The organism is Roseovarius sp. MMSF_3350 (assembly GCF_030733425.1).
GTDB lineage: Bacteria > Pseudomonadota > Alphaproteobacteria > Rhodobacterales > Rhodobacteraceae > Roseovarius.
The window spans coordinates 33,297-52,078 of sequence record NZ_JASHIZ010000007.1; the positions used below are offsets into that span (position 1 = coordinate 33,297).

Here is an 18,782-nt window from a genome sequence, read left to right on the forward strand (position 1 = left end):
GCGCAAGAGGCCGGTGCCTCCGGCGGGAGTATTTCGGGCAAGAAAAAGCTGGCGAATCAGGCGGGCGCGGTGCCGGTGATGGTCTGCGGCACGGGCCGGTAGCCTGCGGCGAGGGTGGCCACGGTGCAGGCGGGCGTGAGGATCGTGACGGGGCCTTCGTGGCGCGGCAGGGCGGCGGTATAGCCGCCAGGGCTGTAGCGCAAGAGATGCTTGTCCCAGACGAGATGCGGCGTGGCGTCGTGCAGGATGAACGTGCCGTTCGGCAGCGTTTCGAGCTGGGCGGTGTGGCGGACCTGTCTGCGGGTTCGGGTGACGCGGTCGTGGTGCATGCGGCGGTCGATCCCGGCCAGTGTCGCGGTGCCGTTGGCGGCGTGGAAAAGTGCGACGAAGCGTTTGAATTCCGCGCGGCGGCATTCACCGCAAGGGCGGTGTCCGGCCGCAAGCGCCGTGGTCTCGTCGAGAAAGAAAAGCTCGGTGTAGTTCCCCGGCTGCATGAGGGCGCGGCGGCGGTTCTTGAAGCTGAGCTGACAGGTGACCCAGTGAGGATGGCGCCAACGCGCCTTTCCCAGCCGCTGGTCGGCGTCGTGCAGGATGCCGCGGTTGCCCATGAGGGTGCCGCGTTCCGGTATGGCCGCGATCTCGCCGGTGGGCAGGACGCGGTTTTGCAGGGTCACACCATCATTTCCTTGGTGGCCGACAGTTTGACGTCTGGATAGTCGCGTTCGACGCGGTCGATGTCCCATTGCAGGCGGGTGAGGTAGACCGTGTCGCCGTCGTTATCGAGCGCGATGTGCTGCTTATTGGCATTGGTGAATTTCTCCACCGCCTCTTTCGGTCCGTGAACCCAGCGGGCGGAGGTGAATTGCGACGGCTCGAAGCGGACGGGCAGGCCGTATTCCAGCTCGATCCGGCTGCCCAGCACCTCGAATTGCAACTGGCCGACGACACCGACGATGAAGCCCGCGCCCATGGTGGGTTTGAAGACCTTGGCGGCGCCTTCCTCGGCGAATTGCATCAGGGCCTTTTCCAAGTGCTTGGCCTTCATCGGGTCGCCCGCGCGGCAGTTCTGCAAGAGTTCCGGCGCGAAGGACGGGATGCCGGTGACGCGCAGGGCCTCGCCCTCGGTCAGGGTGTCGCCGATGCGCAGCTGGCCGTGGTTGGGAATGCCGATGATGTCGCCGGCCCAGGCCTCTTCGGCCAGCTCGCGGTCGGAAGCGAGAAAGAGCACGGGCGCGGAGACCGTCATGGGCTTCTTGGAGCGCACATGGGTCAGTTTCATGCCGCGCTTGAAGTGTCCGGACGCCATGCGGACGAAGGCGACGCGGTCGCGGTGCTTGGGGTCCATGTTGGCCTGCACCTTGAAGACAAAGCCGGAAACTTTTGATTCCTCTGGAGAAATCTGGCGTGGCTCGGCCGATTGCGGCTGCGGTTCGGGGCCGTAGGTGCCGATGCCGTCCATCAGTTCCTTGACGCCGAAGGAGTTGATGGCGGAGCCGAACCAGATCGGGGTCATGTGGCCTTCGAGCACCGACTGGGGGTTGAGATCGGGCAGCAGTTCGCGGGCCATCTCGACGTCTTCGCGCAACTTTTCAACCAGGTGCGCAGGCACGTGATCGGCCAGTTTTGGATCGTCCAAGCCATTGATCGCAATGGATTCCGCGACCTTGTTGCGGTCGGCGCGGTCCATCAGTTCGAGCCGGTCATTGAGCATGTCGTAGCAGCCGATGAAATCGCGCCCGACACCGATGGGCCAGGAGGCGGGCGTCACGTCTATCGCCAGGTTTTCCTGTATTTCGTCAATGATATCAAAGGTGTCTCGGCTTTCGCGGTCCATCTTGTTGCAGAAGGTCAGGATCGGCAGGTCGCGCAGGCGGCAGACCTCGAAGAGCTTTTGCGTCTGGCTTTCCACGCCTTTCGCGCCGTCGATCACCATGACGGCGGCATCGACCGCGGTGAGGGTGCGATACGTGTCTTCGGAGAAGTCCGAGTGGCCGGGCGTGTCGACGAGATTGAAGCGGAAGGTGTTGAAATCGAACGACATTGCGGAGGCCGAGACGGAAATGCCCCGGTCTTTCTCCATCTGCATGTAGTCCGAGCGGGTGCGCCGTGCCTCGCCCTTAGCGCGGACCTGACCGGCCATCTGGATGGCGCCGCCATAGAGCAGGAACTTCTCGGTCAGGGTGGTCTTGCCGGCATCGGGGTGGCTGATGATGGCAAAGGTGCGCCGCCGCGCGATTTCGGGCGGCAGATCGGGGCGATTTGGGACGGTATCCAACATGAGCGACGCTATAGAGGCGGCGCGGGGCGGGCGCAAGATTCGGGCGTCGGTATCGCGTCGGTATTCGGGTTGTATCGCGTCGGTGTCATCTTGGCGTGCCACGGTGATGCTGTCAGGATGTGGCGGGAAGCGGCATCGGAGGCCAAGACGCAAGTGGACCGGAAAGGCCCGGGGTGACAGGGTGTGAACATTGCGTGAACATCACCATGGGAGATCGGACAGATGGACGTGAAGCAGATTGCAACGGAATTGGTGGCCGGGTGCCGCGAGGGCCGGGCGAAGGAAAACCTTGACCGGCTTTACGCCGCCGACGCGGTGTCGGTGGAGGCCGTCGACATGGGGCAGGGCCGCGAGACGCACGGGCTGGACGGGATCCGGGCCAAGCACGAATGGTGGGAAGGCGCCATGGAGATGCTGGAGGCGGAAGCGACCGGCCCGATGTGGCACGGCGACGACCGGTTCGCGGTGATCTTCCGCTCGAAGGTCCGGGAGACGGAGACCGGCACGGTGTCGGACATGGAAGAGGTCGGCGTCTACACCGTGCAGGACGGCAAGATCGTGCGCGAGGAATTCTTTTACACCTATTCGGAGGTGTGACCCGCGCTAGCGCGTCGAAGCGGCCTTGAGCAGCTTTGCCATATCGGGCTGGATGTCGGCCTCGTTCACCTCGAATTCGAGGTGGGCGCGGTTGGCGTGCCCGCCGGTGGGCAGGGCACGCGCCAATTCGTCGTTGAGATCCTGCGGCAGGACGGCGCGGGTGCGCGTGTCGACCAGCAGGGTTTCGGCGGCGATGCCTTCGGCATAGATGATCTGGTGGCTGTCGAAGAGCAGCTGGTAATATTCGACGAAGCCGCCATCCTCCTGCACCACGGTGTCGCCGTTCACCAGGTGGCGGGCGCGGATCAGCACCTCGGACCGGCCGGCGCCGAGCGCGTCGGAGCGCTGGTAGACGAAAAGCCGGTGATCGGGGCTGACCAGCAGGTCGCCGGTGTTGTTCATCACGCCTGCGCGGATGCGGATGGGGGAGAACTCGCCCACCGCGCGCACGGTGGACTGGCCGATCCAGCGCACGGGCTGGGGGCCGTCGTCGCGGGTGAGGATGCGGTCGCCGGGTTTGAGATCTTCGATCGGGGTCTGGGCGCCGGAGGCCATGGTGATATGCGTGCCCTTGGAGAAGGACACGCAGGCCACCTCGGCGAATTTCTGGCGGGCGTTGACGGTGTCGATGCCGACAAGGCTGTAGCCGGTGCGCGGTTTCAGCCGGGCCAGCGGATGGGCATAGACCTGGGCCACGTCGCCGGCGGTGTCGACCTCGACCAGGATCAGGATCTCGGAGGTCTGGCCGTTGGCCGACATCATCGTCAGGCAGCTGTCGAGATGGACGGTGGCACCGGGCGTTCCGAGCCGGGAGCCGTCCATGATGGTGAGCGCGTTGCCGTCGCCGGGGGCCAGCGACAGGCGGTGCAGGCGGGCGCCGACGCGCAGGTCGTAGGTGTCGTCGAGATCGAGCTCGTGCGCGAAGGAAATGGAATCGCCGAGGTTGGCCCCGTTGATGACCGTGAAATCCGCCGCCCGGTGGACGGGGATGGCATAGGCCGGACGGTCTGGACCCTTGGTCATGCTGTTCCTTGTTCCTGTTGCGGCCCGTTGGCGGACCTGCGCTGCCCTGCTTGGACGGCATAGACTAGGATTGTGGCGTCATGTGGTCAACACGGCGACGCGCGACGGGGTTTTGCTGGTCCTGAGGGCGGAGGGAATGCTAACTGGGGGCGGAAGATCGGGAGAGAGTATCATGGACCTTGGAATAAACGGTAAACGCGCCCTTGTCTGCGCCTCGTCGAAAGGGCTGGGGCTGGGCTGTGCGCGGGCGCTGGCGGAGGCGGGCGTGGACCTGGTGATGAACGCGCGCGGAGAAGAGGCGCTGGAGGCGTCGGCGCGGGCCATTCGCGACGACTTTGGCGTGAAGGCGACCACCGTGGCGTGTGACGTAACCACGCCGGAGGGGCAGGAGAAGGTGATAGGTGCCGCGCAGGGCGTTGATATCCTTGTGACAAATGCAGGTGGCCCGCCGCCGGGAAAGTGGACGGACTGGGACCGCGAGGATTTCATCAAGGCGCTGGACGCCAACATGCTGACGCCGATCGCGTTCATCAAGGCGCTGGTGCCGGGCATGATGGAGCGGGGCTGGGGCCGGGTGGTCAACATCACCTCGCAAAGCGTGAAGGCGCCGATCCCGGTGCTGGGGCTGAGCAATTCGGCGCGCGCGGGGCTGACCGGATATGTCGCGGGGACGGCGCGGCAGGTGGCGGGAAAAGGTGTGACGATCAACAACCTGCAACCCGGTATTCACGCGACGGACCGGGCCGATTCCCTGGACCGCGGCGTGAGCGAGGCGCAATCGATCACCCTTGACGAGGCGCGCGCGCAACGGGCGGCGACGATCCCCGCCGGGCGCTATGGCACCGCCGAGGAATTCGGCGCGGCCTGCGCGTTCCTGTGCAGCCGGCACGCCGGGTTCATCGTGGGGCAGAACATCCTGCTGGACGGCGGCGCGATCAACGCCACGATGTAGGGGGCGGCAATTTTCGCGAAAATTGGACCGGAAATTTCGAAATTTCCGGCTCTCCCCCGGAAAAACCCGGATTCTGCGACGGATTGGTTCTTCCAACCGGCGGCGCAACCGCATAGATACGGTTGACGTACATCCTGCGGGACCCCAGAAACGGGGCCGGGATAAGGGAGACATATCATGCTGAACAACATCGGCCTTCCGGGCCTTTTGCTGATCGCGGTGGTCGTGCTGGTCCTTTTCGGACGCGGCAAGATCTCGTCGCTGATGGGCGAAGTGGGCAAGGGCATCACCTCGTTCAAGAAGGGCGTCGCGGAAGGAAACAAGGAAGTCGAGGACGCCAGCAACGACGCTGCAGACTCGGCTCGGGACGTCACGCCCGAAGAGAACAAAGACAAGGTTTGATCCCCTGAATGTTCGACCTGGGCTGGACCGAGCTCTTGGTGATCGGCATCGTCGCGCTGATCGTCGTGGGGCCAAAGGATTTGCCGGGCATGTTCCGGACCGTGGGACGGTTCGTGGGCAAGGCCAAGCAGATGGCGCGCGAATTCAGCCGGGCGATGAACGACGCGGCTGACGAGGCGGGCGTCAACGAGGTGTCCAAGTCGTTGAAATCGGCCACCAACCCGATGGGCGCGGCGATGGACGAGGTCAAGAAATCGACCGACAGCTTCACCGCCAAGACGATGGCGGGACCCACGCCCAAGCGGGCCGAGTTCGACGACGACCGCAAGGCGATGGTCGACAAGATCTCGAAACGCTCTGCCGAAATGGCCGACGAGCGCAAGGCGGCGGAAGAGGCGGCGAAGGCGAAGGCGGCGGACCCTGAGACGCCCAAGCCCGCGGCGGAGAAGGCCGGTGAGGCCGCCAAACCGGCGCCGGCCAGGAAGAGCCCTGCGAAAAAGGCAGCAGCCAAGACGGGGGCCAAGGCAGCGCCCAAGAAGGCGGCGCCGAAAAAGGCGCCTGCAAGCAAGGCGGCGGCGAAGAAACCTGCGGCCAAGAAGCCCGCCTCGGATAAACCTGCATGAGTGCCGCGGACGACGACGACATCGAGATGAGCTCGGCCCCGCTGATCGAACATCTGGCGGAGCTGCGCACGCGGCTGATCCGCTCGGTGCTGGCGTTTCTCGTGGGGATCGTGCTGGCCTTCGTGGTGGCAGAGCCGATCCTGCAATTTCTGCTGGGCCCGATCGAGGCGACCTTGCGGGAACTGGGCGACCCGTCGCCGACGCTGCAATATACCAGCCCGCAGGAATACCTGTTCACGCTGTTCCGGATCTCGATGGTGTTCGGCTTCATGCTGGCCTTTCCGGTGATCGCTCAGCAGATGTGGCGCTTTGTTGCGCCGGGGCTGTACCGCAACGAGAAGGCGGCGTTCCTGCCGTTCATAATCGCCTCGCCGCTCATGTTCGTGCTGGGGGCGGCGTTTGCGCATTTCGTGGTCACGCCGTTGGCGATGAACTTCTTTTTGGGGTTCGCCGATGTCAGCTCGATCTTCGCCAACCTGCTGACCGGGGCGATCGGCGAGGTCGAGACGGTGGCCGACCCGAACCTGCCGGTGGTGCCCGACAACCTGGGCGCGGTGGTGCCGGAAACGGATGAAGGCATCAAGATCACCTTCTTCGGGAAGGTGAACGAGAGCCTTGATATCACGCTGAAATTCATCATGGCCTTCGGCATCTGTTTCCAACTGCCGGTGCTGCTGACGCTGATGGGCAAGGCCGGATTGGTGAGCGCCGAGGGGCTGGGTGGCGTGCGGAAATACGCGATGGTGGGCATCCTGGTGCTGGCCGCCCTGGTGACGCCGCCGGACGTGGTGACGCAGCTGATCCTGTTCACGGTGGTTTACGGGCTTTACGAGATTTCCATCTTCCTTGTGCGCCGGGTGGAGAAGACCCGCGAGGAAAAGCTGCGTGCCGAGGGCGTGTGGTTCGAGGATGATGGCGAAGAAGACCCGATGGAAGCCGAGTTCGACGCCGATGACGAGGATGACGCGGGCGACCTGGACGATCTGGACGAAGACCGGAGCAAGACGTGACCGCAGACCCGATGGAACGGATCGCGGCCGCGCTGGAGCGGATCAGCCCGGCGCCCATGGCGACGCCGGATTTCGACGGCGCCGACGCGTTCGTGTGGCACGTGGAGCCGGACCGTTTGCATCCCGTGCAGAACGTGAACCGGGTGGATATGGATCTGCTGGTGGGGATCAACCGGTCGCGCGATACGCTTTTGGAGAACACACGGCATTTCGCCAAGGGACTGCCTGCGAACAATGCGCTGCTTTGGGGCGCGCGGGGGATGGGCAAGTCGAGCCTGGTGAAGGCGGTGCATGCCGCCGTGCGGGCCGAGGGGCACGACCTGAAGATCGTGGAGTTGCAGCGCGAGGACCTGCCGAGCGTGGGGCGGCTGCTGAATATCCTGCGCAAGAGCCAGGCGCGGTTCATTCTGTTCTGCGACGACCTGAGCTTTGGTCACGATGACCAGCATTACAAATCGCTGAAGGCGGTGCTGGATGGCGGAATCGAGGGCCGGCCCGAGAACGTGGTGTTCTATGCCACCTCGAACCGCCGCCACCTGATGCCCCGCGACATGATCGAGAACGAGCGGTCGAGCGCGATCAACCCCAGCGAGGCGACCGAGGAGAAGGTCTCTCTTTCGGATCGGTTCGGACTTTGGCTGGGGTTCCATCCCTGCGATCAGGACGAATACCTGTCGATGATCCGGGGGTATTGCGATGCGCATGGGATCGAGATCGACGACGCCACGCTGCGGGCCGAGGCCATCGAGTGGCAGGCGACGCGCGGGTCGCGGTCGGGCCGTGTGGCGTGGCAGTATTTCACCGACCTGGCCGGTCGGCGGGGCGTGAGCCTGTAGGCTTTTTCTTAGAATTTGGGGACAGAACGCGTGGCGGCCGCCGGGCGTGGGGTTGGTTTGGCGTGGCGCGATGGAGATGGCACGGGGTGGGGTGAAACCCCACCCTACGTTGGCGTTCAATTGTTGAGGCGAGGGTTTGGAAGCCGAGCGCGTGGCGGCCACCGGGCGTGGGGTTCATTTGGCGTGGCGCGATTGGCGAGCGTGGCGTGGGGGTGGGGTGAAACCCCACCCTACGTTGACAGCAGCTGCGCCTATTGCAAGTAGGGCAGCGGGTCGACGCTGTCGAAGCCTTCGCGCACCTCGAAATGCAGGGCGGCGGTGCCGTCGGTGCGGATTGCGGCCAACTGGCCGCCGCGCGCGACCTGGTCGCCCTTGGACACCTTCACGTCGCCCACATTGGAATAGACCGTCAGCAGGTTCTGGTCGTGCTTGACCACGATGATGGGCACGCCGTTGGTGTCCTTGGTGATGGCCGCCACGGTGCCGGCCTGGGCGGCGCGGACGGGCGTGCCGGCGGGGGCGGCGATGTCGATGCCGTCATTCTTGCCCTTGGCATATTCGCGGATGATGTCGCCCTTCACTGGATAGCTCATCCGGGCATTGCTGCTGGCGCTGGCGGTGTTGCCGCCTAGATCGGGCGCCGCGGTGGATTCGACCGGCTTGGCGGCGGGCACGGTCTTTTCCTCGGGCAGAGGCTGGGCCGCGGAGGGCGGGGTGGGCGTGGGGCTGCCCTGGCCCGGCACGGTCGTTTCCAGCGCGGTGGTCTGGACCTCGTTCGGCGAGGCATCGGGCATTGCCACTGGAATCAGCAGGTACTGGCCTTCGCGCACTGCGAAATCGGGGCCGAGGCCGTTCCAGTCTGCCAGGCTGCGGACCGATACGTCGTAGAGCCGGGCAATGGTGAAGGCGGTCTCGCCGCGCTGAACCTGGTGGCGGACGGGCTCGACGCCCGACTGGCCGCTGTCGAGGGTGCGGTTGGACGTGGTCCGGCCCGCGCTGGCATTCTCGATCGCGGTGCCGGCGACCGAGGTGATGTCGACGCCGGGCCGGGGTGTGAGCGGGCCCCCGGAGGGTTCGGCGACACGACCGGGCAGGGCGATGACCTCGCCCTGGCGCAGGGTGTCGCCCGGCTGAATGCCGTTGTAGCGCGAAAGCTCGCCCACATCGGCGCCGATGCGGCGCGCGAGGCTTTGCAGGGTGTCGCCGCGGCGGGCCACGGCAACCTGGTAATTCGGGTAGGAGATGATGCCGCGGCTGTCGGGCGTGGGCCGGGTGGCGCTGGCGTTGCGCGCGGCCTCGGCGGTGCTGGGTCCGCCGTTGCGCAGGTCGAGGTCGAAATCGTCGCATCCGGCCACGGCCAACAGCGCCACGGCGCAAACGAGGGGTCGCAGGGGGGGTTTGAAGTGGCTCATCTCGATCTTGTCCTCATCTCGGTCCCCTTGTTGGCCGGGGATCAAAGCGGCGACCGGGACGGCCCCGGCCTTGTGGTTCTGTCCTGTCCTGTCAGTCCCGGCCCAGCCCTTCGAGCAGGGGCACGAAACGCACCGGGCGCAGTTCGTCGTAGTCGAAGCCCGTTTCGGACCGGGTGACCCGGATCAGGCTTTGTACCGTGTCGGACTGCCCCACGGGTACGACCATGATACCCCCGATTTTCAATTGCGCCAAGAGCGGCCCGGGCGGATCTTCGGCCGCTGCCGTGACCAGGATGCGGTCGAACGGGGCCTGTTCGGGCAGGCCGAAGCTGCCATCGGCGGTCAGCGCGGTGATGTTGGTCAGGTCGAGCGCCTGGAAAATGGCGCTGGCGTCGGCCACCAGCGCCTTGTGCCGGTCGACGGTATAGACCCGGCGGGCAAGCTGGCTGAGGATCGCGGCCTGGTAGCCCGAGCCGGTGCCGACTTCGAGCACCTTGTCGCGCGGCGTGACCTTGAGCGCCTGGGTCATCAGGCCGACCACGGAGGGCTGCGAAATGGTCTGGCCGCAGGTGATGGGCAGGGGCGTATCCTCGTAGGCGCGGGAGGCGAAGTGACCGCGCACGAAGGCGCCGCGGTCGATCTTTTCCATGGCCGTCAGGACGCGCTTGTCGGTCACCCCGCGCGAGCGCAGCGCGAAGAGAAACTGCATCTTGCGTTCGGCGATATCGTCGGCGTCGTCGGTCATCGGCGTCATTCGATCGCCTTGAGCGCGTCGAGCGCGTCATGCGCGGTAAGATCGGCGCGCATGGGCGTGACGGAAATGTAACCCTTGAGGTTCCAGTCGGCGTCGGTGCCGTCGGCGGTGGGCTCGCCCTGCGGCGCGCCGGTGACCCACAGGAAACGGCGGCCCGAGGGCGAGGTGGTGGGTTGCACGCCAAAGCCCATGTCGCGGCGAAAGCCCTGGCGGCAGGCGCGCATGCCCTGCACCTCGGCACCGGGCACGGGCGGGAAATTCACGTTGTAGAAGATGCCGTAGTCGTCGCGGGTCCAGACGCCCTTGTCCAGAAGGGTGCGCAGGGTGGCAAGGCCGTGCTGGCGGCTTGATTCGAACTGGTCGTCGAGGTCGCGGTTGCGGGGGCCGTAATATTGGCTGAGGGCGACGGCGGGGAAGCCCTGCAGCGCGGCCTCCATCGCGCCGCCGACGGTGCCGGAATAGACCGCATTCTCGGCCGCGTTGTTGCCGCGGTTCACGCCCGACAGGATCAGGTCGGGGGGCGTGTCCTTCATCACGTCATGCACAGCCGCCAGCACGCAGTCGGCGGGCGAGCCTTGCGCGGCGAAGCGACGCTCGTCCATCTGGCTGATCATCATCGGTGTGGTGTAGGAAATGCAGTGGCCGACGCCCGATTGCTCGAAGGCGGGGGCCACGGTCCAGACCTCGCCCGAGGGGCCGGCAAGGTCGGTCGCGATCTCTTCCAGGACGGCGAGGCCGGGGGCCGAGATGCCGTCGTCATTGGTGATGAGAATGCGCAAGGGGCTGCTCCTGCCGTTGGGTGTTCGGGGCGGGGTTTTGCCTTGTGTAGCGGGGCGACGGGCAGGGAGCAAGCGCTGCAGGGAGGGCTGTACGGGGCCGCGTCCGGAGGGCAACAGGATGTTCGGGCGTGGCGTCAGGTGGCCGGCGTTGGAGGTGAGTATTTTTGACAAGAAAAAGCCGGGGCGGAACGGATGCAACTGTCGATGCAATCGGCCGGCAAAGACCTGCAACCGCCGGGAGGCCGCGCAGTCTGCCAAGCGTGTCCCGGGGTTTAACGGGACCGTATCCTAAGTCTATGCTGTCGCCGCTTCAGGACCGTGAGAGGCAGTTTGCCGAACTCAATAGCTGAGTTCTGCGGCGAAAAGGCTGGCGATCTCTTCGCGTGTGATCCGCGACGGTGCTTCTTCGGCCGGTGCTTCAGCCTGGTGGCTGCGTTTTGTCAGAACACTGATAAGCATGCGCATCTGTGGTCCCCTGTCTTTTCTGCGCCCCCGCAAAACAAGAGACGGAACGCTCTGGCGGATAGTTTCAGGGAAATGCAGTAAATTTTTCAAGAAAACAGGCAAGCCATTGTTTTTTATGGTGTATCTATTGCGGGGTGCAACGGGTCTCCCGCTCGTGCAACAGGGCTATCTGGCGTGTTTGCGCACGCGTTTTCCAAGGAGGCAGGCACGTGAGCCGGCACTTGCCGCAGGGGCGCGACCAAGCCTGTAAGGCGCTACAGGATCTCCGACAACAGGCGCGCGGCCACGTCGGGCGCGGTGGGCAGCGCCTCGCGGTCCTCGCCGGGGAAGAAACGGGCGCGGGTCGCGGTGGCGATGGGGCCGGGGTCGAGCACCTGCACCTTGGGCCCGAGCTTGACGGTTTCAGCCTGCCAACTGCGGGCAAGGGCGATCTGGGCGGCCTTGGTGGCGCCGTAGGTGCCGAAGAATTTCTGCCCGGCGCGGGGATCGTCGAAAAAGACGGCGCGGCCGGTCTCGCCCAGAAGCGGGCTGATGAAGCCGATGAGGCGCGCGACGGCATCGACATTGGTGTTGAGCGAAGTGCGCCAGTCCTTGACATCGATCTGGTGCGTGGGGGTCATCGGCGCGGCGTGAACGGCCGTGTGCACCCAGAGGTCGAGCGCGCCCCAGCGGTCGTAGATCGACCGGCAGAGCTGGGCCATGGCGGCCTCGGTGTTGATATCCATGGGCGCCAGTGTCGCGTCGCCGCCCTGCGCCTTGATGCGGTCGTCCAGCTCTTCCAGCGCGCCGGTGGTGCGGGCGACGGCGACGATATGGTGCGTCGGTGCCAAGGCCTGGGCGAGGGCTGCGCCAAGGCCGCGCGAGGCGCCGGTCACGAGGGCGATCTTACGAGAGGGTGCGGTATCCATGTCCTGCCAAATCTCATTCCGGCGGGGCAATATCAAGCGTAAAGCGTCGTGCCAGCACCCCGGGTCAGGAAATTCGCCGGGCCGTTGCGCGACGCCCGGGCGGTGCACGCGCCCCGCCTATTGTCGATGTTCCGGATCATCGGAGGGGCGCTATAATCGCTTGACACTTGGCCACGCGCGCCCAAGAAAGGCGGGTGAAACGAGACAGGAAAGGACAGTGCCATGGCGGACACCGTTTTGAGCAAGGCCGTGATCGGCCACGAAGGTCTGACGAAGAAACTGGGGCTGGTGATCGGCGGGTCGCTGTTCATCGCAATGGCCGCGCAGGTGAGCATCCCGTTCTTCCCGGTGCCGATGACGTTGCAGACGCTGGCGATCCTGATCGTCGGGCTGACCTTCGGCTCGCAGCTGGGCCTGGCGACGCTGGTGACCTACCTGGGTTACGGCGCGATGGGCCTGCCCGTCTTTGCGAACGGCGCCTCGGCGGCAGCGCTGATGGGCCCGACGGCGGGGTTCCTCTATGGTTTTGCCGCGATGGCGTTCCTGGCCGGTCTGGCCGTGGAAAAGGGCCTGGCACGGGGTGTCGTGTCGACCGCATTGATCGCGATGGTGATCTCGGCGTTGCTGTACATCCCCGGGCTGGCATGGCCGGCGATGGTGATGGGCACGACGTTGCCCGAGCTTTGGGTCGGCTGGATGGCGCCGTTCCTGCTGGGTGACGCGGTCAAGGCCGTGATCGCGGCGATGGTCGTCTGGGGCGGCTGGAAAGCGCTGCAGGCACGCAAGAGCTGAGACCCCACACACACGAATTCCGAAGCGCCGTCCCGGATTGGGGCGGCGTTTTTCGTTTGGGCGGGGCGGCAGAATTTACGTAAATTCTGCCCCGGAAAATGCGTATTTTCCGGGGCGTTTTCTGCGCAGGAAACGGCTCAGGCGGTTTCGTGGAGGTCTTTCAGGGCGGCTTCGCAGAGGCCCAGCTCCAGCCATTGGCAGCCCGCACAAAGCTGCGAGAGCGCGCCGGGTGGGACGTTTGCCACGATACGTTGCTTGGCGTTGCCCCATGTCAGGCGCGTGCCCACGGTGAGGCCAAGCGCGTCGGCGTGCCGGGTGTCGAGCGCGGCGATCTTGTCTTGCGAGGTGCAGCGCGTGCCGCGCCGCTTGGGGCAGGGGACGCAGATGTCGTCGGTGGCCGCGACGACCTCGATCATCACATCATCGCCGCCGGGCGCGCGCAGGCGGTCCTCGACGATGCGGGCCATGTTGGCGGTAAACGCGTCGGAATAACCCTTGCCCTGGAACCCCAGCGAGCAGAGGAAGTGATGCGGGCGATAGCGAAGCGGCGCGTCGGACATATCGGGCATGTGCCCTGTTGGGCCGGGCGCGGTCAAGCCTCAGCCGCGCGGCATTTCCAGCGTCGTGGTGTTGGTGCCGCGCATGAGCACGAGCTTGCCTTCCTCGATGGCGATGACCTTGGCGTTGCCGATGGTGGCGCCCTTGGTGACGGTCGCGATCTTGCCCGAGGCGGTGCGGATCAGCGCGCGGTCGCCATCGGGTTTGAGGAAGGTCCCGAGCAGCGCGAGGCGCCCCGAGGGAAGCGCGTTCTTGAGGGTCGCGGTCTCGAGCGTTTCGCGGGGAGTGTCGGTCTCGGATGCCATTTTCTGCCTGCTTGCGTTACATGTGTGAACAGCCGGCACCTATGTGCCGCGCGAGGCAATGAAAACCCGGATTCGCGAGGATCGGCGGATTGACGCTGCGTTGCAGCATCGGGGTGGCGGCCGGCCGCTTACCTGCCCGTGCGGGCGGTCTTGTCGCAGGTTTCGGCTTGTAGATTCCGCCCGCCGAGCGACCGGCAAGACGCCTTACTCGGCCGCCTTGAGCGCGAAGCCTTTTTCGATCTGGTCGGAAGGTTCCACCGGGTAGTCGCCGGAGAAGCAGGCGTCGCAATATTGCGGGCAGCCGGTGTCGCGGCCCTTGGCCTCGCCCACGGCGCGGTAGAGACCGTCGAGCGAGATGAACTTGAGGCTGTCGACGGCCAGATGTTCGCGCATCTCGTCCTCGGACATGGTGGCGGCCAGCAATTTCTCGCGGTTGGGCGTGTCGACGCCGTAGAAGCAGGGCCAGGCCGTGGGGGGGGACGCGATGCGGAAATGCACCTCGGCCGCGCCGGCGTCGAGGATCATCTCCTTGATCTTGCGCGAGGTGGTGCCGCGCACGACGCTGTCGTCGACGAGGATCACGCGCTTGCCCTCGATCAGGGCACGGTTGACGTTCAGCTTGAGCCGGACGCCCATGTTGCGGATCTGCTCGGTCGGCTCGATGAAGGTGCGGCCCATGTACTGGTTGCGGATGATGCCCATGGCGTAGGGGATGCCGCTTTCCTGGCTGAAGCCGATGGCGGCGGGGGTGCCGGAATCGGGCACCGGGCAGACGAGATCGGCCTCGACCGGGCTTTCCTTGGCCAGTTCCACGCCGATCTGGCGGCGCGTCTCGTAGACCGAGCGGCCGCCGATGATGGAATCGGGGCGCGAGAAATAGACATGTTCGAAGATGCAGAAGCGCGAGCGGCGCGGGCGGAAGGGGCGGTGGCTTTCGACGCCGTCCTCGTTGATGACGACCATTTCGCCCGGTTCGATCTCGCGCACGAAGCGGGCGCCGATGATGTCGAGCGCGCAGGTCTCGGAGCTGAGCACCCAGCCGTCGCCGACCTGGCCCAGCACCAGCGGGCGCACGCCCAGCGGGTCGCGCACGCCGATGAGCTTTTCGTCGGTCATGGCGACGATGGAAAACGCGCCCTCGACCCGGCGCAGGGCGTCTTCCATGCGTTCGGGGATGTTGCGTTGCAGCGAGCGGGCCATCAGGTGGATGATGCACTCGGTATCGGAATTCGATTGGAAGATCGAGCCGCGCTCGATCAGTTCGCGGCGCAGGGCGTTGGCGTTGGTGATGTTGCCGTTATGGGCAATCGCAGCGCCGCCCATGGCGAACTCGCCGAAGAAGGGCTGGACGTCGCGGATCACGGGATTCTTGCCGCCGGCGGTGGAATAGCGGACATGGCCGATGGAGAGCGGGCCGGGCAGGGTTTCCATGAGGCTTTGGCGGGTGAAGTTGTCGCGCACGTAACCGAAGCGGCGGGCGGAGTTGAAGCCCTCTTCGGGGTGGTGGGAGACGATGCCGCCGGCCTCTTGCCCGCGGTGTTGCAGGGCATGCAGGCCGAGGGCGACGAAATTGGCGGCGTCGGTGACGCCGATCACCCCGAAGACGCCGCATTCCTCGTGCAGCTTGTCCTCGTCGCCGGTGTCGCGCACCGCGTCGAAGTCGAAAGGATGGGCAGGGGGCATATGCTTGTCGGACAAGGGGCAGCTCCGAATCCGTGGACGCTTGAGCCTCTAGATAGTGGCTCGGGGCGGATATGTCACGAAACTATCATGTGAAAATTTGCGCCGTGACGTGACGTGTCGAACGGGCGACGGTTGTGCCACGCGGCGCAGGCGCGTTCAGTAGCGCGAGAGCACCGCGCCGGCCGCGACCAGCAAGGCGGCGACGATGCGCTGCAGCGAGACGTCGCGCGGGGCAATGCCGAAGGCGCCGAAGTGGTCGAGCGCGAGGGCGGCGACCATCTGGCCCAGGATCAGCACGGTGGTGGTGGTCAGCACGCCCAGGATCGGCACGGCCCAGAGCGCGGACCACACGTAGACGGCCCCCAGCGCGCCGCCGATCAGCAGATATTTCGGCACGAAGGGCGCGCGGGCCAGCGCCGGGCCGTCGCCGTGGACGATCGAGAGCGCCAGAAGGATGAAGAAGCCCACGCCGAAGGAGATCGTGGCCGCGGCCAGCGTGCTGTCGATGGAGCGCCCCAGGGCGGAGTTGATCGGGGCCTGCATGGCGATGAAGGAGCCGCAGACCGCGATCAGGATGGCCGCGAAGAGGGGGGCGGAGGGCAAACCGCTGCGCCTATTGCTGTTGCGTTTCGGTGGGCTGGGGGTCGACGGGCTCGGCCGGGGCGTCGCAGGCGCTGACCAGGTCCTCGTATTTCTGGGTGATCCAGCCGAGCGCCTGTTCGGGGTTGCCGTCCTCGACCTTTGACGTGAGCTGGGAGAAGACGCGGGCCGAGCGGCTGTCGTCGATCATCTGGATGTCCTGGCTGGTCACCACTGTTTCGTAGACGAAATAGGCGATGGCCACCAGAAGGATGCCGCGGGCGACGCCGAAAAGGAAGCCGAGCCCCTGATCGATCCCGCCAAGCGCGGAGCGTTGCACCACCGACGAAAAGAGTGGCGTTATCAGAGAGGTGACGATCAGCGTGAGGGCAAAGATTGCCGCGGCGGCGGCCAGCATGGAGAGCGCGCAGGTGTCGGCGAGGAAATCGCCCACGACGGGTACTTCCTTGACCAGCGGTTCGACCTGCGGGGCGAAGAGAAACGCCAGAATGGCGGCCACGACCCAGCCGGCGATGGCCAGAAGTTCACGCACGATGCCGCGCGAATAGGCCAGCAGTGCCGACAGCACGATGATCAGCGCGACGATACCGTCGATGATGGTGAAGCCTTCCATGAGCGCGTCCTGTTTTACCTTTGGTTGGGCGCGCTACCCCGCGCCGAAAATCTCACCTACGAAGCTGGTCAGGTCGCCCATCCGTTTCAGAGACAGACCGCCCGTGCCGCCGGTCTTGCCACCGGCGGGAATGATTGCCGAGCAGAAACCAAGTTTTGCGGCTTCTTTCAACCTGTTTTCTGTTTGCGACACCGGGCGCAGGGCGCCGGAGAGGGAGATTTCGCCGAAAAGCACACATTCGGAGGGCAGGGCGGTGTCTTCCCGCGCACTGAGAAGCGCGGCGGCGACGGCAAGGTCGGCGGCGGGCTCGGAGATGCGGATGCCGCCGGCGACGTTGAGATAGACATCAAGCCCGGCGAAGGGCACGGCGCAGCGCGCCTCGAGCACGGCGAGGATCATGGCGAGGCGCGCGCCGTCCCAGCCCACCACCGCGCGGCGTGGCTGCGAATGCGGCGTGGGGGCGACGAGCGCCTGCATTTCCACCAGCACGGGGCGGGTGCCTTCGATGCCGGCGAAGACGACCGAGCCGGGCGAGGGGTCGCCGCGGCCTGACAAAAAGAGCGCGGAGGGGTTGGGGACCTCTGCAAGGCCCGCGCCCGTCATCTCGAACACGCCGATCTCGTCGGCGGGGCCGAAGCGGTTCTTGACGGCACGCAGGATGCGGAACTGGTGCCCGCGTTCGCCCTCGAAATAGAGAACCGAATCGACCATGTGCTCGACCACGCGGGGGCCGGCGATCTGGCCTTCCTTGGTGACGTGGCCGACCAGGACGACCGAGCAGCCCTTGCGCTTGGCGAAGGTGACAAGCTCGTGCGCGGCGGCGCGGACCTGGGCCACGGAGCCGGGCGCGCTGTCGACATTGTCGGCCCACATGGTCTGAATCGAATCGATGATGACAAGCTGGGGCGTGTCGCGGTCGAGCGTGGTGATGATGTCGCGCAGGGCGGTGGCGGTGGCCAGTTTCACGGGCGCGTCGCCGAGGCCGAGGCGCTGGGCGCGCATCCGGACCTGGGCGCTGGCCTCTTCGCCCGAGACGTAGACGGTTTGCAGGCCAGCCTGGGCGAAGCGGGCGGCGGCTTGCAAGAGCAGCGTAGATTTCCCGATTCCGGGGTCGCCGCCCACCAGCGTGGCCGAGCCGGGGACGAGGCCGCCGCCAAGGACGCGGTCAAGCTCTGCCATCCCCGACATGGTGCGCGGCGGGGGCGCTTCGGCGGTGGACAGGTCGCTGAGCGCGATGGCGTTGCCGCGTTTCGTGCCGAGCGATTTGGAGGCCGGGCCGGCGGACAGTGGCGCCTCTTCGATAATGGTGTTCCATTCGCCGCAGGCGTCGCAGCGGCCGGACCACTTGGAATGGACGGCGCCGCAGGCGGTGCAGGTGAAGGAGGCGGTCTTTCCCATGAGGTGGGTCATGCCCCAAGTGCGGGGCGCGGTCAAACGCTGATCCTGCGCGGGTGCGCGAGCCGCGCTATTCGGCGGCGCGGTTGGGCAGGCCGACCACGGTATCGTCGAGGCTTGAGACCTCCTCGTAGCCCAGTTCGGGCAGGATCGGGCGCAGGTCGTCGCGCAGACGCTCCAGCTGGCTGACCGCGACGCTTTCCTCCATCTCGACATCCATGGCCCATTGCTTGAGCCGGACGCCGACGGCCTTGGCGTGATCGAGACGCTTGTTGAATTGCTCGATCTCCTGCTGGCGCTGCTTGAGGAAGGCGCGGGCGCGGTCGACCTTGTCGTCGGAATAGACCTCGGCCAGTTCGCGGCTGATGTAGGACATCTGCGCCGCCACCTCCATGATCTGCGGTTCCAGCGATTCCAGGTCGGGGTGTTCGCGCATGTAGGCGAGGCGCTCGCGCACGGCGTCGAATTCGGACTGGATGCGGAACATGCCGGCGCGGTCGGCGGCGTGGGCGGCGGCATAGGCCTGCGTCACGTCATGCATGTTCATGTGAAAGCGGCGGTGCGAGTTTTCCAGTGCCATGACGCGGGCGTTGGCAGGCAGGTAGAAGCACAGCAGAACGGCGAGGGCGGTGATGCCTATCTGGGCGATCTTCCCTGCGTTTTCATATACTTGACCGCCGAAGCTCACACGGAACTCGAGCCAGGGCAATACGCCGAATGCGGACGATACGGTGGCAGCTGTCAAGATCAGCGCGGCCAGCGCGAAGGTTGCCACGGCAAGACGATTCAAAAAATAT

General features: G+C 65.8%; 22 protein-coding genes. 7 read left to right on the top strand and 15 right to left on the bottom strand.

Annotated features, from left to right (window positions below):
* Positions 1-56: 56 nt before the first annotated feature.
* Together RBB31_RS08400 and RBB31_RS08405 are read right to left on the bottom strand one after the other, a co-directional pair.
* Positions 57-674, bottom strand: coding sequence for a hypothetical protein (locus RBB31_RS08400; RefSeq protein WP_306128834.1), 618 nt, complete (start codon positions 672-674; stop codon positions 57-59).
* The gene (locus RBB31_RS08405) at positions 671-2,278 is read right to left on the bottom strand and encodes a peptide chain release factor 3 (protein ID WP_306128835.1); all 1,608 of its coding nucleotides are present in this window, start codon (positions 2,276-2,278) and stop codon (positions 671-673) included. Before RBB31_RS08405 ends, RBB31_RS08400 begins: the two co-directional genes overlap by 4 nt.
* A gap of 222 nt (positions 2,279-2,500) precedes the next feature.
* Between RBB31_RS08405 and RBB31_RS08410 the strand changes: the two genes are divergently transcribed.
* Complete coding sequence (locus RBB31_RS08410; RefSeq protein ID WP_306128836.1) at positions 2,501-2,875, top strand: nuclear transport factor 2 family protein; 375 nt, start codon at positions 2,501-2,503, stop codon at positions 2,873-2,875.
* Between the two features lie 6 nt (positions 2,876-2,881).
* Here RBB31_RS08410 and RBB31_RS08415 read toward each other — a convergent pair whose 3' ends face one another.
* Positions 2,882-3,898 carry a Hint domain-containing protein gene (locus RBB31_RS08415; RefSeq protein WP_306128837.1) on the bottom strand — a complete coding sequence of 339 codons (1,017 nt, stop codon included), beginning with the start codon at positions 3,896-3,898 and terminating at the stop codon, positions 2,882-2,884.
* A 172-nt stretch (positions 3,899-4,070) separates the two neighbouring features.
* Between RBB31_RS08415 and RBB31_RS08420 the strand changes: the two genes are divergently transcribed.
* The 5 genes from RBB31_RS08420 to RBB31_RS08440 all read left to right on the top strand — a co-directional run bounded on the left by RBB31_RS08420 (position 4,071) and on the right by RBB31_RS08440 (position 7,721).
* On the top strand, positions 4,071-4,850 hold the full coding sequence (locus tag RBB31_RS08420) for an SDR family oxidoreductase (protein ID WP_306128838.1): 780 nt from the start codon (positions 4,071-4,073) through the stop codon (positions 4,848-4,850).
* A gap of 177 nt (positions 4,851-5,027) precedes the next feature.
* Complete coding sequence (locus RBB31_RS08425; protein WP_306128839.1) at positions 5,028-5,252, top strand: twin-arginine translocase TatA/TatE family subunit; 225 nt, start codon at positions 5,028-5,030, stop codon at positions 5,250-5,252.
* An 8-nt stretch (positions 5,253-5,260) separates the two neighbouring features.
* Positions 5,261-5,875 (top strand): Sec-independent protein translocase protein TatB, encoded by a 615-nt coding sequence (tatB, locus tag RBB31_RS08430; protein ID WP_306128840.1) that lies wholly within the window; start codon positions 5,261-5,263, stop codon positions 5,873-5,875.
* Positions 5,872-6,885, top strand: a complete 1,014-nt coding sequence (locus tag RBB31_RS08435; RefSeq protein WP_306128841.1) for a twin-arginine translocase subunit TatC — start codon at positions 5,872-5,874, stop codon at positions 6,883-6,885. The genes tatB and RBB31_RS08435 overlap by 4 nt, the downstream gene beginning before the upstream one ends.
* The gene (locus tag RBB31_RS08440) at positions 6,882-7,721 is read left to right on the top strand and encodes an ATP-binding protein (protein WP_306128842.1); all 840 of its coding nucleotides are present in this window, start codon (positions 6,882-6,884) and stop codon (positions 7,719-7,721) included. Before RBB31_RS08435 ends, RBB31_RS08440 begins: the two co-directional genes overlap by 4 nt.
* Positions 7,722-7,972: 251 nt before the next feature.
* Here RBB31_RS08440 and RBB31_RS08445 read toward each other — a convergent pair whose 3' ends face one another.
* The 5 genes from RBB31_RS08445 to RBB31_RS08465 all read right to left on the bottom strand — a co-directional run bounded on the left by RBB31_RS08445 (position 7,973) and on the right by RBB31_RS08465 (position 12,039).
* Positions 7,973-9,133: a peptidoglycan DD-metalloendopeptidase family protein gene (locus tag RBB31_RS08445; RefSeq protein WP_306128843.1), complete on the bottom strand. Its 1,161-nt coding sequence runs from the start codon at positions 9,131-9,133 to the stop codon at positions 7,973-7,975.
* Positions 9,134-9,224: 91 nt separating this feature from the next.
* Positions 9,225-9,878, bottom strand: a complete 654-nt coding sequence (locus tag RBB31_RS08450) for a protein-L-isoaspartate(D-aspartate) O-methyltransferase (protein WP_306128968.1) — start codon at positions 9,876-9,878, stop codon at positions 9,225-9,227.
* A 5-nt stretch (positions 9,879-9,883) separates the two neighbouring features.
* Positions 9,884-10,666 carry a 5'/3'-nucleotidase SurE gene (gene surE, locus RBB31_RS08455; protein ID WP_306128844.1) on the bottom strand — a complete coding sequence of 261 codons (783 nt, stop codon included), beginning with the start codon at positions 10,664-10,666 and terminating at the stop codon, positions 9,884-9,886.
* Between the two features lie 339 nt (positions 10,667-11,005).
* Entirely contained in the window at positions 11,006-11,131 is a 126-nt protein-coding gene (locus RBB31_RS08460) for a hypothetical protein (protein ID WP_306128845.1), read from the bottom strand.
* Positions 11,132-11,385: 254 nt separating this feature from the next.
* The gene (locus tag RBB31_RS08465; protein ID WP_306128846.1) at positions 11,386-12,039 is read right to left on the bottom strand and encodes an SDR family oxidoreductase; all 654 of its coding nucleotides are present in this window, start codon (positions 12,037-12,039) and stop codon (positions 11,386-11,388) included.
* A 222-nt stretch (positions 12,040-12,261) separates the two neighbouring features.
* On the opposite strand from RBB31_RS08465, the gene RBB31_RS08470 reads away from it, so the two are divergent.
* Positions 12,262-12,831 carry a biotin transporter BioY gene (locus tag RBB31_RS08470; protein WP_306128847.1) on the top strand — a complete coding sequence of 190 codons (570 nt, stop codon included), beginning with the start codon at positions 12,262-12,264 and terminating at the stop codon, positions 12,829-12,831.
* A 137-nt stretch (positions 12,832-12,968) separates the two neighbouring features.
* Here RBB31_RS08470 and RBB31_RS08475 read toward each other — a convergent pair whose 3' ends face one another.
* From RBB31_RS08475 to RBB31_RS08505, 7 genes are all read right to left on the bottom strand, one after another.
* Complete coding sequence (locus RBB31_RS08475) at positions 12,969-13,400, bottom strand: DUF1284 domain-containing protein (protein ID WP_306128848.1); 432 nt, start codon at positions 13,398-13,400, stop codon at positions 12,969-12,971.
* A 30-nt stretch (positions 13,401-13,430) separates the two neighbouring features.
* Entirely contained in the window at positions 13,431-13,694 is a 264-nt protein-coding gene (locus RBB31_RS08480; protein ID WP_306128849.1) for a hypothetical protein, read from the bottom strand.
* A 204-nt stretch (positions 13,695-13,898) separates the two neighbouring features.
* The gene (gene purF, locus RBB31_RS08485; RefSeq protein ID WP_306128969.1) at positions 13,899-15,377 is read right to left on the bottom strand and encodes an amidophosphoribosyltransferase; all 1,479 of its coding nucleotides are present in this window, start codon (positions 15,375-15,377) and stop codon (positions 13,899-13,901) included.
* A 156-nt stretch (positions 15,378-15,533) separates the two neighbouring features.
* Positions 15,534-15,980, bottom strand: coding sequence for a DMT family transporter (locus RBB31_RS08490; RefSeq protein WP_306128850.1), 447 nt, complete (start codon positions 15,978-15,980; stop codon positions 15,534-15,536).
* A gap of 10 nt (positions 15,981-15,990) precedes the next feature.
* Positions 15,991-16,590: a CvpA family protein gene (locus tag RBB31_RS08495; RefSeq protein ID WP_306128851.1), complete on the bottom strand. Its 600-nt coding sequence runs from the start codon at positions 16,588-16,590 to the stop codon at positions 15,991-15,993.
* Positions 16,591-16,623: 33 nt separating this feature from the next.
* On the bottom strand, positions 16,624-17,988 hold the full coding sequence (gene radA, locus RBB31_RS08500; RefSeq protein ID WP_306128852.1) for a DNA repair protein RadA: 1,365 nt from the start codon (positions 17,986-17,988) through the stop codon (positions 16,624-16,626).
* A 67-nt stretch (positions 17,989-18,055) separates the two neighbouring features.
* A complete protein-coding gene (locus RBB31_RS08505) occupies positions 18,056-18,760 on the bottom strand; it encodes a DNA repair protein (protein ID WP_306128853.1) in 705 nt (234 codons plus the stop codon).
* Between the last annotated feature and the right edge of the window lie 22 nt (positions 18,761-18,782).